The sequence below is a fragment of the Pseudomonas sp. KH_024_B2 genome (genome assembly GCF_057839965.1).
In genome coordinates this window covers 1,868,866-1,884,083 of the sequence record NZ_CM174502.1, presented here as the reverse complement: position 1 = coordinate 1,884,083, position 15,218 = coordinate 1,868,866, and the positions used below count along the sequence as shown (strand labels likewise).

12 protein-coding genes are annotated in these 15,218 nt (G+C 55.3%); 7 read left to right on the top strand and 5 right to left on the bottom strand.

Going from position 1 to position 15,218, the window contains the following annotated elements:
- Window positions 1-314 precede the first annotated feature (314 nt).
- Window positions 315-1,490, bottom strand: a complete 1,176-nt coding sequence (locus tag AC3I0A_RS08930) for a DUF8462 domain-containing protein (protein WP_489378458.1) — start codon at window positions 1,488-1,490, stop codon at window positions 315-317.
- Between the two features lie 538 nt (window positions 1,491-2,028).
- Here AC3I0A_RS08930 and AC3I0A_RS08925 point away from each other — a divergent pair.
- On the top strand, window positions 2,029-2,985 hold the full coding sequence (locus tag AC3I0A_RS08925) for a DNA-binding protein (protein WP_489377331.1): 957 nt from the start codon (window positions 2,029-2,031) through the stop codon (window positions 2,983-2,985).
- Here AC3I0A_RS08925 and AC3I0A_RS08920 read toward each other — a convergent pair.
- Window positions 2,966-3,823 (bottom strand): hypothetical protein, encoded by an 858-nt coding sequence (locus AC3I0A_RS08920; protein WP_489377330.1) that lies wholly within the window; start codon window positions 3,821-3,823, stop codon window positions 2,966-2,968. The two genes, AC3I0A_RS08925 and AC3I0A_RS08920, sit on opposite strands and share 20 nt — an antisense overlap.
- Before the next feature lie 353 nt (window positions 3,824-4,176).
- Between AC3I0A_RS08920 and AC3I0A_RS08915 the strand changes: the two genes are divergently transcribed.
- The 6 genes from AC3I0A_RS08915 (at window position 4,177) to AC3I0A_RS08890 (ending at window position 12,284) form a co-directional block, all read left to right on the top strand.
- Entirely contained in the window at window positions 4,177-5,220 is a 1,044-nt protein-coding gene (locus AC3I0A_RS08915) for a hypothetical protein (RefSeq protein ID WP_489377328.1), read from the top strand.
- A 239-nt stretch (window positions 5,221-5,459) separates the two neighbouring features.
- A complete protein-coding gene (locus tag AC3I0A_RS08910; protein WP_489377327.1) occupies window positions 5,460-6,122 on the top strand; it encodes a TnsA endonuclease N-terminal domain-containing protein in 663 nt (220 codons plus the stop codon).
- A complete protein-coding gene (locus AC3I0A_RS08905; protein WP_489377326.1) occupies window positions 6,115-8,004 on the top strand; it encodes a hypothetical protein in 1,890 nt (629 codons plus the stop codon). The genes AC3I0A_RS08910 and AC3I0A_RS08905 overlap by 8 nt, the downstream gene beginning before the upstream one ends.
- Window positions 8,001-8,972 (top strand): TniB family NTP-binding protein, encoded by a 972-nt coding sequence (locus tag AC3I0A_RS08900; RefSeq protein WP_489377325.1) that lies wholly within the window; start codon window positions 8,001-8,003, stop codon window positions 8,970-8,972. Before AC3I0A_RS08905 ends, AC3I0A_RS08900 begins: the two co-directional genes overlap by 4 nt.
- Window positions 8,969-10,936: a hypothetical protein gene (locus tag AC3I0A_RS08895; RefSeq protein ID WP_489377324.1), complete on the top strand. Its 1,968-nt coding sequence runs from the start codon at window positions 8,969-8,971 to the stop codon at window positions 10,934-10,936. Before AC3I0A_RS08900 ends, AC3I0A_RS08895 begins: the two co-directional genes overlap by 4 nt.
- A 601-nt stretch (window positions 10,937-11,537) precedes the next feature.
- Entirely contained in the window at window positions 11,538-12,284 is a 747-nt protein-coding gene (locus AC3I0A_RS08890) for a 3-oxoacyl-ACP reductase family protein (protein WP_489377322.1), read from the top strand.
- Between the two features lie 80 nt (window positions 12,285-12,364).
- On the opposite strand, the gene AC3I0A_RS08885 is transcribed toward AC3I0A_RS08890, so the two are convergent.
- The 3 genes from AC3I0A_RS08885 to AC3I0A_RS08875 all read right to left on the bottom strand — a co-directional run bounded on the left by AC3I0A_RS08885 (window position 12,365) and on the right by AC3I0A_RS08875 (window position 15,218).
- On the bottom strand, window positions 12,365-13,060 hold the full coding sequence (locus AC3I0A_RS08885) for an HAD-IA family hydrolase (protein ID WP_489377321.1): 696 nt from the start codon (window positions 13,058-13,060) through the stop codon (window positions 12,365-12,367).
- Window positions 13,061-13,281: 221 nt separating this feature from the next.
- On the bottom strand, window positions 13,282-13,767 hold the full coding sequence (locus tag AC3I0A_RS08880) for a GNAT family N-acetyltransferase (protein WP_489377320.1): 486 nt from the start codon (window positions 13,765-13,767) through the stop codon (window positions 13,282-13,284).
- 128 nt (window positions 13,768-13,895) lie between these two features.
- On the bottom strand, window positions 13,896-15,218 hold the full coding sequence (locus AC3I0A_RS08875) for an ATP-binding protein (RefSeq protein WP_489377319.1): 1,323 nt from the start codon (window positions 15,216-15,218) through the stop codon (window positions 13,896-13,898).

Genomic DNA, 15,218 nt, shown 5'->3' with positions numbered 1-15,218 from the left:
GGTGAAAGGTGACAGTATACCGATGGCGCAAACGACCACTGTTTACCCTCGCGTCCACTCCCGCTAGACTTTACGCAGGGTGGCTACAGGGGTCATTTGACAGCGCCCCGCTGACCAGTAAGCGAATCAATCGGCTGCACAGCCGCTTAGCGAAGTGACTGGTTCGTCCATGACGAGTTGCCAGCGACCTGCCCCATCGCCAACAAGCGCGCAACGGCGATGGCTGAGGCCGCTTCCCCTGAGTTGGGGGGAGAGGTCGTCTCACAGATGTCCTACCTTGATTCGATTTCCAACTCTTTTGGAAAAAACGCTCATTAGCTGATTCTATGCCAGTCATTGTTCGGCATGATCCGCTTCATGAACTCGTCAAAAAACGGCACCGTGAATGCGGTGTCCCCATGATTGGGACTCCAGATCAGCCCTTTGCCGATCAAGCTATTCCGGACCGGCGCGACGGCTTGGACTCGACGGCCTTGACGCTCGGCAATCTCGCCCGAGCGGTGCGGACCCGGGCCAAGCTCAGCCATCGCTCGCAGGTACTGCTTTTCCATCGGCGTTAGGCGCTCAAAGCGGCCCCGAAAAAAACGCTCGTCGAGTGTCTTGATGGCTGCAGTCGAAGCCCGCTCCACGTCGGCCAGCGTAATCGGATTGGCTACGGCTACGTCCCACGCGTGGCTGGCCAACGCCTGAAGAAAAAACGGACTGCCTCGTGTCTTCTCGACGATAAGGTCGACCGCCTCCGCGTCGAAGGCCACCCCCTCCTCTGCAGCCGGCTGCACAATGGCCAAGGCAGCCTCGACCTCAGACAGTGGGCTAATAGCCGGATAGTCAAACAGCCGTTCAGCGTACGCCTTGGCGTTGCCCACTCGAGCCCGAAGCTGGGGCAGGCCAGCGCCAACCACGATTATGGGCAAACGGGATTGTGCGCAGCGATGTAAGACTACGATCAGACCGGAGAGTTGGGCCGCTTCGATACAGTGAAACTCATCGATAAACAGCACCACCGCGGAGCCGGCCTGCTTAGCCGCCAAGCCGGCGCGTTCCAGCAATGTGGTGAAACCGCCCTCCAGGTGGCCGTGGTCAGCCAAGCCCGCCGCTTCGGTGTCAAAATCCAGGTCAATCAGCCTGTCGTTGAACGGGCCCTCCAGTGCCTTGGTAAACCCCGCCAGTGCGCTTAACGCGCGCAGGGCAGTGTCCTTCGCCGCCCCGATTTGACTGAGGTGCAGCAGCACCAGTCGTAACTGGGGCGCCAGTAAGGCCGGCAGCGACCTCTGTTCAGGGTCTTCAATACAGAGGGTGTGCACGCCCTCGCCTTCCGCATCGAGGCGCATTTGCTCGAGCAGTACGGTTTTACCGACGCCGCGCAGTCCGACCATTAGTACGCTCTTAACCGATCGGCCCAGCCGCAGTCGTGCCATGCCAATCCGCACCCGCTCACGCAAGGCCTCACGCCCCGCCAGTACCGGGGGTGGCAGGCCTGAACCTGACATGTAGGGGTTGCTAATGGGGTTCATAAGCCCGACCCAAGTTAGTGAAATTATGCTGACAACATAAACTAACTAACATCTTTATAAATTCGTAATTTTTGAACATCAAAAGAGCAGACAGGCCCCATAAAACCAGGTCAATATTTGTCTCTACCAGTCGAAACTCGACATATCCAATCAGTCGACTAACGTTGTACCGCCAGCAGATTGTTTGGCTAGGAACTCCGTCATTCTAGCCGGCAACTCCGGTAGTCGTCTGTGCCTACTCGAGCGATGGACAAATAACAAATACCGGAGAAACGTCCTCAGCAAAGACAACTACGCTAATACGAAGCAGCTCATCTTATTTAGCTCAATTGGGCGGTTAATACGCGGTGCCGTACCGAGCTTAACGGCAAAAACGCTAAATAAATTCGCTGGCACGGGGTAACTCCGGCTTACCCCGTGTGAGCAATCACCTGCGAAACAACCACCAGGGAAGGTTTGATAGCGCGTAATTACATGACTCATGACACAGTACGAAATCGTCGGGAGGGCGAGCATGGCCCGGGGTGGGATTAACAAGGCGCTGGTGCAAGCCGCCTGCACGGCCTTGCTTCAGCGTGGGCGCCATCCCAGCATCGACGCCGTGCGCATCGAGCTCGGCAACACCGGCTCGAAAACCACCATCGCCCGCTACCTCAAAGAGCTGCAGCTGGCGCCGACCACCGCCGTGCTCAACCCACAGGAACGCCTCAGCGCGCCGCTGCTGGCGGTGGTCAACAATCTGGTCGAGCAGCTGGCGGGCGAGGCCGAAGTGACGGTGACGCGGGTGCGTGAGCAATTTGACGCAGAACGGACGGCGTTGCGCGCGAGTCTGTCCCAAAGCACCAGCGAGCTGGAACAGGCGCAGACGCAAACACATGGCGTGACGGCAGAACTGGGGCAGGCACGAAGCCAAAGCGAGGCGCTGCGCACACAGTTGACGGCTGAGCAGCAGCTGACGGCGACACTGCAGGCCAAAGTGCAGGAGTTGCTCACGCAACTGGCCGAAAAGCAGAGCCAGCTGCAAACCCTGAATGAGACCAGCGCCCATGCCCGGGAGTCCTTGCTGCATTTTCGCGATGCGAGCAAGGAGCAACGCGACACCCTGGTGCGCCAACAGGAACAGCAAGTCCAGCAGGTCGAGCAGCAGCTGCGGGTGTTGGCCCGGACACTGGACAGCAAGCAGGACGCGGTCATTGGCCTTAACCGGGACAATGAACGCTTAACCAGTGAGCTGGCGGCCAGCCGCAAGCAGACCCAGCACGGGGAGCGGCAAGTGGAACGCCTAAACCAGCAATTGGCCGAACGCACCCACGCCCAGGATCAGATGCATGCCCAAGTCATCAGCCTCACCTCGCAGCTAGAACGTGCGAGCGCCCGAAACGAAGCGTTGCAACACACGCACACCAGCACCTTGCTCGATAATGAACGATTGAAGCAGCGTCTGATGGAACTCACGCCGGTGCAACCTTGAGCTTCGACTTGTGTAAGGCGCGGCGGATCGCCACGTCGACGCGGTGCAGCTCCGCGCAGTTCCCAGGGCGTTTGAGCGCGCGCATGGCTGCCACCATCTTTTGCCGTTCCTCCAGATGATAGCTTTGGAAGAGTTGAGAAAAAATCGCCCGTTGTGGGCTATACACCTGCGGAATCACATGACTGTTAACGGCCAGAACGGACAAGTCATGCCAGGCCATCATCGACTCATCGACAGCGACCACCGTACGCGGCCACGGGTCAACATCAGCTTCGTCCGCATCGTCACCAAACATCTCCCAGACTAGCGACCACAACTCATAACGCACAAAGCACAAAGGTCGGTTGCAGCACGCCAATGCCATCAATCTCGGCAGCATGCGCGCGCAGCGTTGGACCAGCCAGGGATTGAATGGCCTCAGTGCACCGCGTCCCAGAGCAATGACCAAGGCCAGGTCCACGTCGTCCGATACTACGGGCAGCGCGTCAAGGATCGCCCACGGGTCAGCGAGGGACACACTAAATCTCGCGAACAGCGTGTCCATGCGCTGTCGCTGCGCTCGTGCGTTGGCCAACTCAGGTGCCAAGACGAGGGGCAGTGGATGCTCAATCCAGTGCGTCAACTGTGGATAGGTTCGCGATGGCCCCTGCAGCCGTTGCTTTCCGAGTACACGACCGTGGAGCGCAGCGCGCCATGGCTCTTCATGCTCGGGCAAGCCGTTGCCACGCCAACCTGCCAACCCTGAAGACGTATGCTTGACGTTGGCAGCGTCGGCGACGGCATGCACAATCAGCATACCCTTGAACTGTTGGCTGGCAGCACGAGTACTTGTCAACATAGAAATATCCTATCAGCAATGGCTGATGATCTATCCCCCGTTCACCACCTTAGCACCAGTTCGTTACATGCCATCTTTATCTACACAGATGCACAAACTTTTTTTTCGACAGAAGTCTTGAGTTAGAGCCCTAATACGGGCACTAACCGATCGGCCGGGTGTGCGTATTAATTACGGCCCACCCGGGAAACAATACACGTGAGAGCACAGCATATTTTCGTTAGCGAACATGTTTAAAGCGCTACACATCGAACACATTCAACACTCAGAGATTGTCAACTTGAGTGAGACAGTGCTCCAGCGGTGCACTCAACGTTCACCGCGTTTTCACTCTCCTCGAGGAGGGTTCTGTCATGTGGAACAAACACCATTGGTTGAACCGCGGGCGGGCACCGGCGGACTCAATCCGTCACGGCCATGCGGGGTATCAGCAGATCGATGATCCTTCGCGGCATAGACATGCCCCCATGCTGTACAAAGGTGCGCTGGAAGCCGCTTATTGCCTGCGGAGCGGGTGGGACGCCGACTTCACCGCGCATTGCGCACCACCGCACTCCTTCGGCTGCCAGGCTACTGCTCGGGAACGCAGCAAAGCCTTCCCGCCAGTATCGGTAACGACAGCCCACCTCACGGACGGTCAACGGTATCAGGGGATGAAAACCATCCCGGGGCTGATTTCCGTTAGAGACCGGGAGAGCAAATTTTATCTGTGTCTTTCCCCCACAGACTTTCAAACAACGCCGCGTCAGAAAAAAACTGGTCTCATCAGCAACGCCCTGACGAAAAGCGCCAAGATCAGAGAGTTTCTAAACTCGAAAGACCCGCAGGTGATTGCTGCGCAGCGCAAGTACCATTATGTCGAGGGTATTAGAGACGCATTGCGGGGTGCGCTGCCGAGGCAACGGTGCCTCGCAGAGTTGCAATGGCTAGCGCGCGAAATTGAAGATCCCTGCCCTCCTAGTTATACCTCCTTGTGGCAATGGACCCAGCGCTGCAAACGGGAGAACTGGTCGCCATGGGCGTTGATCAAACAAAAACCCAGGAGCCGTGAGAACACTCCTATGAGGTTTAAAAAACCTTTGGACTTCAACGGTCACATGGGAGAAATGCAGAATCGGGTACTCACTCAGGCCTTAGCTGCAATGGATACCCACGCACATTCAGGCGTGTGCCAGTGGTATGTCCATGCGTTACCTCTTGACGTATTGGTTGTTGATACAACCGGTAAACCGCTTGGTACTGCTCTTTTTCTCCAGACCATCAGCGATGCTCAAAGCCGGACAATTGTTGCTCATGGCTTAACGCCGGCAGTCGCCAAATCGGACAGGCGCCACGACCAATCCGCGCCTGACAACCGGAGTTCCAAGCCGCGGCGCCCGCGCGTAGACAGACACTGAGATACAACCGAAAGCCCTGCGGTCGGCGATCTGGCCGCAAGGCTCCGAGGGGGAAAATCTCTCACTGAATGCTGTCTCCCAAGATCAATACTGCTGGGTGGGAGTGGGAATCCCCTAAGCACGACTCAGGCAATGCTTATGGGCCTGTCAGGGAGCGTCTATGGGTAGCAGACGGGAATTGCGCGCCCATCGGCCATCGCGAAGGCACCACTGTCAGCAGTGCAACAGGAGGACTCCAGATGATCATCACGTCTGGTGAAATGAAACTTGATGAGGGACCTGCACGGCAATGGCCACGCCGGCGACATCAAAATTTCATCGTGGATTTTCCATCGCTGAAGAATGGTCACTCGATGGAGTGCGACGCGGTGCTGGAGTCCGCGTACTGCATCTGGTTAGAGCACGATCCAGAGGTCGTCAGGTACTACACACAACCTCATACGTTTACCTGGGTGGACGACGGTCAGAGCTATCGCTACACACCGGATTTCCTTGTGGTACTGACGCACGGTGAAAGTTACTTCACTGAGGTGAAGCACGACTTCAGCACACAACGGTCGAATCGTCTGGCCAAGCTAGACAGCTTCGATGCCCTCTGCTTTCAAGAGGGGTGGTGTCTTCAACGCCGCGACCAGCAGAGCATCACTGGATCAACCAAATTTCATACATTGAAAGCGCTGTACAGCCGGTCGCGACCGTACAACGAACAACGGCAAATGTATTTCTATCACTACCTGCAGCAACGTGATTGGCCTGCGACGCTGGGCGATCTGGTGCAGGATCGCGACGCGCCGGACATTGGAACGATCTGCTACAACCTGTTCACGGGACGCTTGGTCGCTGACCTGGCCCAACGCTTGACGCTAGACCTCATGGTCGATCGGGGTCGGCCGTATGAATAAGAAACCTTCAGCCGCTACGGTTGGCAGTCAATACCTGATCAATGGCCGGACGATGCAGGTCATTCATGTCGACGAGGAACTGGTGACACTCAGGAGTTTGGAGCGGCTGCATACGCTCTCCATGACTGTTGATGTGCTGATGACGGGAGTGGCCAAACAAACCATCGTGCAAGTCGCGCGCTCGCCCGGAGCCGGAACAAAAGCCTTGGCCTTTCTCGAGCCAGATAATCCCCACGTCATCGCTGCCGAGCGTAAACTCCGTTACGTCAATGCTGCGCTTCAGCAATTTGGCGGGCCATTGCCCGAAGCCGCAACCATAGCCCTGATATCCAAGCTTGCGGTTGAAACAAACGACCCTTCCCCGCCCTGCTACAACTCGGTGTACAAATGGTCAAAGTTCTATCGAGAACACAATTGCGACCGTTTCTGTTTATTGAAAGATCAGAGTATTGCCCTGCGTGGTAAACGCCTAGATCCGGACGTTGAAAAACTCATCCAGGAAATGATTGAGCAGTATTATCTCGCGCAGCCGCCTGCAACCGTAAAAAGCATTCATAGTTTTATCCACGGCCAAATCATTTTGATTAATCGCGGCCGTGTTGGTTACTCGACCCTACTGCTGAAAAGTCCATCGCTGTCTACGATCCGGCGCAAGATAGCCAAGTTGTGCTCGCAGTCCACCGATAAAGCGCGGTACGGCTCGGACTATGTAAAAAAGCATTACCACTCAAGCAAACACACTGCTGAGCCCGCCGAGGTGCTGGATTTAGCCGAAATTGACTCTCACCTGCTGAACATCAACATCATCGATGAGGATGGCAAGCTGCTAGGACATATCCTCTGGTGGGTCGTCATTCTGGAGATTAAGACGCGGAGCGTGATCGGCTGGGAGCTCTCGGCAACCTACCCCTGTGCAGAAAAAACCATCCGCGCCCTGAAGACGGCGGTGCAAGCAGAGCCCGGAGAAGAACGCCGGCGCGGTAAACCCATTGCAGTGAGTGGTGATAATGGGTCCGAAATCAAAAACGCGCGAGTCCGCGACACTCTGGATCGGCTTGGCATTATTCTTAGCCGGGGCCCGCCCTACGCACCTAATGCGCGGGCGCGCATCGAACGTTTTTTCGAAACGTTTGAGCTGTGGTGCAATCAACAGGCGGGAACGACGATGACCTCCCCTATCGAGCGTCAGTACTACGACGCGGTCGGCGAAGCGGCCTTTACCGCAGCAAATATGAATGAATACGTCAAGGACTGGATTGAGAACATTTATCATCAAAAAAAACATCGCGCACTGAACATGCCCCCGGCTGTGGCTTGGGAAAGGGCGATGAAAAACCGCTTGCCACCGGAAAAATTCACTGCAGAAGAGCTGGACATCCTGTGCCGAGGCGTTGAATTCGCCTGCGTCAGCGCCGCAGGACGAGTTCAATTTTTGTGTTTGAGCTGGTGGGGCCCAGGCCTGCAAGAAATCGGAGCGAAACTGAAGGCTGGACAAAGGGCAAAATGCTATTACAACCCCTTAGACCTCGGTGAAATCTTAGTCGTCCATCCTGATCAAAAATGTCCACCCCAGCGGGCATACGCTACCCGTCCCGAGTATCAAAACGGCCTGACCCTAACTGAACACGAAGAATTGCACAAAGCCTACCTAGCAGAGGGTCGACTGTTCGATGACAGCGAGGCTGACCTCGCTTTATTAATGCTTCGACAACGCATGGCCAAAGAGTACGAGGACTCTCGAACGCTTCGTCACAAGGCGAAGTCGAAGAGCACCGGCAAATCCAAAAAGCCCGCTGTGGACAACCCACTCGAAACCGCCGTGCCGGAGGAAAGGCCGTCTGGAGATGAAGATATTCCGACGTTCAGGGTGGACAGGTTATGAACATCTCCCCTAATGGGATCAATATCGACGAGGCTCTTGAAACGCTTGCCGCTTGCACAGTTTGCTACCCAGACTATCAGGAAGCCATGCGCCTCATTACCAAATGCTTCGCCGCCACGCACAACCGCAAAGATCCGTCATCGGCCATGCTCATAGGCCCTACTGGGGTGGGCAAAACCCGATTGTGCCACATGATCGAAAAGCAGTTGGGGCCAATCACAATTACTCAACGCCCTGAATGCGTAAAGGAAATACGTCCTTGCGTGTATGTCGAACTACCAGAGTCCGCCACAATAAAAAGTTTGTCCATGGTCATGGCCAGAACTCTCAACGAATACCCGTACGACAAGCAAAGCGTTACCACTTTGGAAACCCTGATCATCGAGAGACTGATTACGATGGAAGTCCAACTGGTGATCCTTGACGACTTCCACCATGTGGCTGAAAAAGGCAGATCCATAACAAAAAGCTCATTATGCAACTGGCTGATGAAACTTCTAAACAACTCCGGAATCCCATTTTTAATATCAGGATCACCTCAAGCGGAAACCCTCATCGACCGAGTTCAGGAATTAGGTGATCGTTTTCCCTATCGTGCCCACCTGAAGCCTCTTCCATTAGCGGAAGCGCAACCCACCCCCGTCCTGCTGGGCGTAATCGCGGGTTTGCAGCAAGAAATGATCCGATTAGGAAAACTAAAGCAATATCCCCACCTGACGGACCCCAATCACTACAAAGCCGTGTATCTGGCTACACAAGGAAACTTCAGAAGACTAAGCAACTTGCTGCACGACACCTTCTACATTGCTCTGACTCGAGGCGATCACACCCTTACCATAAACGATTTTTCGAGCGCTGCTGATGACCTCGCATTCTGCTGCAGCCCAAATTATTTTCGCATGACACCGAAACAGCTGACTAACGCTCTAAAGGCTAAAACGAATAAATTAGCGGAAGCGGCAAGATGAACAAGATTTGTTACGTCGCAACACCGCGGGATTGGGAAAGTCCCAAAGGGGTAGTGATGCGAACCGCACTTCATAATGGCTATGGCAATGTGGCTGGCATGTGCGCATCCCTGGAAGTTCCTTGCAGCGAAGACGGGCTTGATCTGTTAACGGAGCAATCGTTGCTATTTAGCACCCTCACCACGGCAACGCCGCAAATTGCGCATTCGTTATTGGCCAACTCCTATACCGTGGACAGCACAGACGCAGCCGGCTGGATCATCGACGAACTCAGGCTCCACCGTTCGCAATTTGCCCATCACTTCAAGTATTGCCCCGAATGTTTGCATGACGAGCTGATCAGTGTATTTCAAGACTTAAATATTTTGGCGATTTGTCCTCTTCATCGAACACAGATGGTCACGTACTGTCCTGACTGTCACGAGAGTGAGCACTGGACTACGGCTCATCTACTTTTTTGCAAATGCGGATCCGATCGGCGGCGCACACCCAGCCAAATTGGCGCACTGCTCAACGGAAAACACGTCGAAACATTCGGCCCCTCCGCGGACGTCAGCGTACTCTCGAACATGGTTGGCGTCGCCCTGACGGGCGAGGCGGTTTGGCATTCGAGAAAGCCTAACGCAGAGAAAAGAGCATGTTGTTTAATGGATGAAGTGCGAAGTCACGCATCAAAAATGTTCACCACACAGCTATCGAGGTACCCGGGATTCACGCGTTCACTGCACCTATCACCCTGGCGCTCAAGCCACCCGACGTTAGCCTCGCTCGCAGATGACGCGTTTAAGGAACCAAGCACGCTCAATGCAAACTGTATTGCCGGACTATGCTGTGCTGATGTCGAATTTACAGTGGACCAGCTTATTTCCTCATTGGGCGACTGGAAAGACTGGACAGAAGAGAAAAAATTCATCTCAAAAAACTTTAACACCCATCGCCACGGCACCGCAGTGCACTATTACCGTTGCCACATCCCCATTTGCAGGCTGGCTCGCGGCATAGGAGACCGCGCGCTGTTTCTAAGAACCGCAGAAGAGGCGCTTGAATCCAACTACTTATCCACCCTCGACGCTGCCGCGCTCCTCCAGTGCAGCAGCGGTGAGGTTTTACAGTTGGTAGAACTGGGGTATTTGCGAAAACTCACAAAAAAGAAAAAATCCGGACGCGGATACCCCGCACTGATCAACAGACGCTCGGTTGAACGTTTTAACAATACGTTTATTCTAGTCGGAAGAATAGCAAAATCACTGAGCACAACACCGACAATAGCGGTCCGCCTACTCAATCAACTTGGCATTTCTTCGGACCACAAGAAGCTAGGCCCCTACGTTTATGAACAACATAAAGTTCACGCCGTTCAGGAGGAATTAGAAAAAGCATTGGCAAGTCCTTCGCTGCTTTACCCGATAGCGCTACCGCCAACACAGCGTGTACACAACACTTTTAATATTTCTAATGCGAGCCTGGATCAGGTCGAGCCAATCTTCCCCACCCTACCGAACCTGATTGAAGAATCAGCAACCGAAAACAATACATGTTGCTTTACAACCCACCAAGCAGCCACCTTCCTAAACATCACCGGACGACTTCTGCATTACCGCTTCGTACTGACAGGCCTAATAAGACCCGAGATCATTGATGGCGCTCCATTTTATTCACTAACGCATATTCAGTTCATGAGTCAACACCTGCAGCACCACATATCAATAGAGCAAGCAACCAAGACACTGAACTGCGGACGAAAAAAAGCTTCTCACCTGATAAACACCCTAAAACTTCAACCCTCCTGCACGCTGGCTTACTCAAACGGAGACAGACAGTTATTATTTAACAAAAATGATATCGACCTACTAAACAATTGTGAAGAAACCAAAAGAAGAAAGGGAACATTGCGACAACGCCAGGGCACACGCAAAAAACCGTCCTCTAACAGGGTTACACCTGTCGTGACACCCACTGTCTAGCCAACAACTTTGAGGCGAAACTGTATCGATTTAGCGTTACCCAAACTGCCAGACACAATCGCAAACAACTCAGGCGCCTTTTGCAAGCATACAACGATATTTTTCAATACATTTTCTAACGGACTCATTTACGCGGGATAAATCAGCATCTTAGAACAATGGTGGAAATCCTCTATACCAATCTGCCTTTGGAACGTCTGAAAATAATCTCATCGCGCTTGTGAATATCAAAATTATCCCTACACGCCTCCCTCCAAAATTATTCCGAGTCAGCAATCGCGCCAGAGTAGTGCTACCCTTTTCACAGCCTGCGCCCGAGAAGGCATTTTGACCTCAACGCAACATTCGAACAAACCCCTACCATCGCAAAACGTACGAAAGAAAATTTCTTTGTAAATTGTTACATTCAATTGATCAAAAGTTCTTTTTTTTAAAATCAAATGCCATTTTCTTTTATTTTCAAATGACCTACGGATCGTAACCTCTTGATCTGCAATGAAGTGATTTTATTTTCTAATGAATACTGATGTCAGCCGGTAATCCTAAGTCGATACTCGACTCCAACAACAAGGCAGCCCGCCTTGAACTTTTGGAGAACGACATGACCACTCAGAACCTCAGCGGCAAAGTAGCTCTAGTCCAGGGCGGCTCACGCGGCATCGGCGCCGCTATCGTCAAACGTCTGGCCGCTCAAGGCGCAGCCGTTGCCTTCACCTACGTCAACTCGACGGCCAAGGCTGAAGAATTGCAGAACAGCATCACCGCGAACGGCGGTAAAGCCCTGGCGATCAAGGCCGACAGCGCTGATGCCGTCGCCATCCGCAACGCCGTCAACAACACCGTCGAAACCTTTGGTCGGCTGGACATTCTGGTCAACAACGCCGGAGTGCTGGCTGTCGCACCGCTGGAAGACTTCAAACTGGAAGATTTCGATCAAACCCTGGCCATCAACGTGCGCAGCGTGTTCATTGCCACTCAGGAAGCCGCCAGACACATGAGCGAAGGCGGCCGCATCATCAATATCGGCAGCACCAACGCCGACCGCATGCCCTTCGCCGGTGGTGGTCCGTATGCGATGAGCAAAGCCGCGCTGGTCGGCCTGACCAAAGGCCTGGCCCGCGACCTCGGCCCTCGGGGCATCACCATCAACAACGTGCAGCCCGGCCCGGTAGACACCGACATGAACCCGGCCCACGGTGATTTCGCCGACAGCCTGATCCCGCTGATGGCGGTAGGTCGTTACGGCAAGGCCGAAGAGATCGCCAGCTTCGTCGCTTACCTGGCGGGTCCGGAAACCGGCTACATCACCGGTGCCAGCCTGACCATCGACGGTGGCTTCGGCGCCTGATTCACAACCACAAAAAACGCCGGGCAATGTTTGATAACGTTGCCCGGCGTTTTACTGTGTCAGTGACTATCCGTTCCCGATCATGCCCACGCAAGCGCCGGCAACCCGCACGCCCCAGGCTGGAACGCCTTCAGCGTCCGAATAATCCGGTCAGCGTGGGCATACTTTGCGTCCGCCATTGCCGCGTCAGGCACTGCAATCGCCGTCATCCCCGCGGCTTTTGCCGCCGTGACGCCAAAGGGCGAGTCTTCGAACACCAGGCAATCCTGCGGCGCCACACCCAGACGTCGCGCAGCCGTCAGGAAGATATCCGGTGCCGGTTTGGCAGCGCCCACCTGCGGATCATCTGCCGTGACGATGGTGTCGAACAGCGCAAACCAGTCGCCATGTAAGGTGGTTTTCTGCGCAAAAGACTGCCGCGAAGAACTGGTGCCCACCGCAATCGGGACGTTATGGGCCTTCAAATGTCGAACCAGTTCCTGCGCACCCGGCATTGCCAATGCCCCCGGAAAACGTTCGCGCATCAACGGCTCACGCACCCGCAGAAACTCCTCGGCGGTAATCGGCAGATCCAGCGCCTGGACCACATACCGCGCCAGATCACCCGCCCCACGGCCGATGATGTTCTGCTTGATGCTCCAGTCGAAGGTCCGGCCATAACGGTCGGCAATGATCTGCGTGACCTCGGTGTAAATCCCCTCGGTATCAAGCAACAAACCATCCATATCGAAAATCACGGCCTTGATCGGGCCCAACGCATTCAACTGTGTATTCATCGCATCTGATCCGTTCTCAAAATACATCCCAGGGGCGGCTCAGACGGCCAGTGTGTTGATCGATTAAAGGATTCAGCAGGATAACGAGCACGGTCCACATGCGGCAACAGTTTGGGGCGACTGAGCGCAGTGCCGACGTGATGACAGTCAGTTAAGCGAACGCAGCTTCGTGTAGGACATCTATAGTTACTCCTTTTCTTAACTGACTGGCATTAGGCTTTCTATGAGGGAGGTGCCAATGGCTTGTGCATAGGCGTCGCCGTGAGCCCGGCGACGATGAAGGTTTGCGCCGATTGTCGATACCCCAGCCGTGCATAAAAATCCAGGCTGGTGCGGGTACTGCTGAGGGTTACTTGTGTCCATCCCAGCCCCGACAACCAGACTTCGAGATCACGTACCAGGGCCAGCCCGGCACCGCGACGAAACCATTCGGGCTGGACATAACAGAAGGTTATACGGCCCGAATCCAGCGCCATGCCGACCCCGACCGGTTTGTCGTGAAGCAGTGCGACATTCAGGTATCGCCGTCGGTCGGTCAGCCAGGGCAGCACATGCTCGATGGTTTTGTTGCGAGTCCAGGCGGCGACGATTTTCGGGTCATTGCGGTGATCGACCGCACAACCCAGCTTGATCGAACGCTCGAGTATCCGGCTGATAATCCCGGCGTCGGCGGGTTTGGCCTTGCAGATTTCTATCGGTACATCCATAGCGCTATAACCTCAATCCATTGAGTCAGGCTGCGAGGACAATAACGCCGCGCGGACCGCGATAGCCAATGCCGAGAAGTTACATTTCTTGTGCGGCGAAAATCGCCACAGAATGAGGCACCCACAAATTAGACCGGCTGCAACGGCATGGTCAGCTCGACCCGCAGGCCGTCAGGTCGGCTGTCGAAATGCAGCACGCAACCGCAGCGCTGAACAATCGCCTGCACAATCGCCAGACCAAGGCCGCAACCGGTGCTCTTGCCGTTGCGCCAGAAGCGTTGGGTCAGGTGCGGCAGGTCCTCCTGAGCAATGCCGGGGCCATGGTCGCGCACGTGAAAACGCACGCGATTGCCGATGGTTTCCAGCGTCAGCTCGACCGAAGCATCGCCCGGGGTATGGCGCAAAGCGTTATCCAACAAGTTGCGCAAGGCGGCAATCGACAATACGGACGGCATTTCTACCGGTGCTGCAGAGCAATCATCGGGCAAATTCAATTTGATCCGCTGGCGATCACCGCTGGCCGCATCCTGAATGGCCAGCCGCGCCACCTGCTCGGCGTTGCACTGCACACCGTCGTCGAACGACAGGCTGCCTTCGACACGGGCCAGCAGCAACAGCTGCTCAAGGGTTCGATGCAAGCGATCAGCGCCTTCCTCGGCCCGGGCCAGCGACTGATCCCGTGCCGCGCCCTCGGTCATCCGCGCCACTTGCAGGTGGGTCTTGATCGCCGTCAACGGGCTGCGCAGTTCATGGGCGGCATCACCGGTGAGACGGCGTTCGCGTTCGATGGTTTTACCGATCCGCTGAAACAGCTGATTCTGGGTCTCGAGCAAAGGTTGCAGCTCGCTGGGCAGCTGGATCTGCAAGGGTTCGAGAGAATCGGCACTGCGCCGCATCAAGGCATCGCGCATGCGATTCAGCGGCGCCAGGCCCTGACCGATGCCCAGCCAGAGCAGGCACAGACAACCCAGCAACGCCACACCCACCGGCACCGACGCTGCCAGCAGTACAGAAAGGTTCAGCGCCTCACGTTCGACCTGACGGTCCGCCGTGGTAATCCGCAGATCGCCCCTGGCCAGGGTGAAACTGCGCCAACGTGCGCCGTCGATCATTTGATCGTGGAAACCCATTTTCTCGGCTTCCAGCTTTTTCTCGGGAGTGCTGTGGCTGCGGGCAAGAATCTCGCCGCGCAAGGAGCTGACCTGACAGGCCATACCGCCGGGGATACTCAGTTGTTCTGCACTGAAATGCGTGCCCTCGCCTTTGCTCGGCAATGCCGGCAGCTGTTCCAGCAACCCGGCGACCATGCGCGCCGAGGCCACCAGACGCTGGTCCAGGGAAAACATCATCTGATTGCGCAGGTCACTGAGCATCCAGGCGGCGGCCAGGGCCCAGATCAGGGCGAAGGCCACGCCGAGGGTCAGGCTCAGGCGCAAACGCAAACTCATCAC

Bases quoted from the DNA above. Each gene is read 5' to 3' on its own strand.
- AC3I0A_RS08890 (WP_489377322.1), top strand. From the start codon at position 11,538: ATGACCACTCAGAACCTCAGCGGCAAAGTAGCTCTAGTCCAGGGCGGC.
- AC3I0A_RS08925 (WP_489377331.1), top strand. From the start codon at position 2,029: ATGGCCCGGGGTGGGATTAACAAGGCGCTGGTGCAAGCCGCCTGCACG.
- AC3I0A_RS08895 (WP_489377324.1), top strand. From the start codon at position 8,969: ATGAACAAGATTTGTTACGTCGCAACACCGCGGGATTGGGAAAGTCCC.
- AC3I0A_RS08910 (WP_489377327.1), top strand. From the start codon at position 5,460: ATGATCATCACGTCTGGTGAAATGAAACTTGATGAGGGACCTGCACGG.
- AC3I0A_RS08900 (WP_489377325.1), top strand. From the start codon at position 8,001: ATGAACATCTCCCCTAATGGGATCAATATCGACGAGGCTCTTGAAACG.
- AC3I0A_RS08930 (WP_489378458.1), bottom strand. From the start codon at position 1,490: ATGTCAGGTTCAGGCCTGCCACCCCCGGTACTGGCGGGGCGTGAGGCC.
- AC3I0A_RS08920 (WP_489377330.1), bottom strand. From the start codon at position 3,823: ATGTTGACAAGTACTCGTGCTGCCAGCCAACAGTTCAAGGGTATGCTG.
- AC3I0A_RS08915 (WP_489377328.1), top strand. From the start codon at position 4,177: ATGTGGAACAAACACCATTGGTTGAACCGCGGGCGGGCACCGGCGGAC.
- AC3I0A_RS08905 (WP_489377326.1), top strand. From the start codon at position 6,115: ATGAATAAGAAACCTTCAGCCGCTACGGTTGGCAGTCAATACCTGATC.
- AC3I0A_RS08880 (WP_489377320.1), bottom strand. From the start codon at position 13,767: ATGGATGTACCGATAGAAATCTGCAAGGCCAAACCCGCCGACGCCGGG.
- AC3I0A_RS08885 (WP_489377321.1), bottom strand. From the start codon at position 13,060: ATGAATACACAGTTGAATGCGTTGGGCCCGATCAAGGCCGTGATTTTC.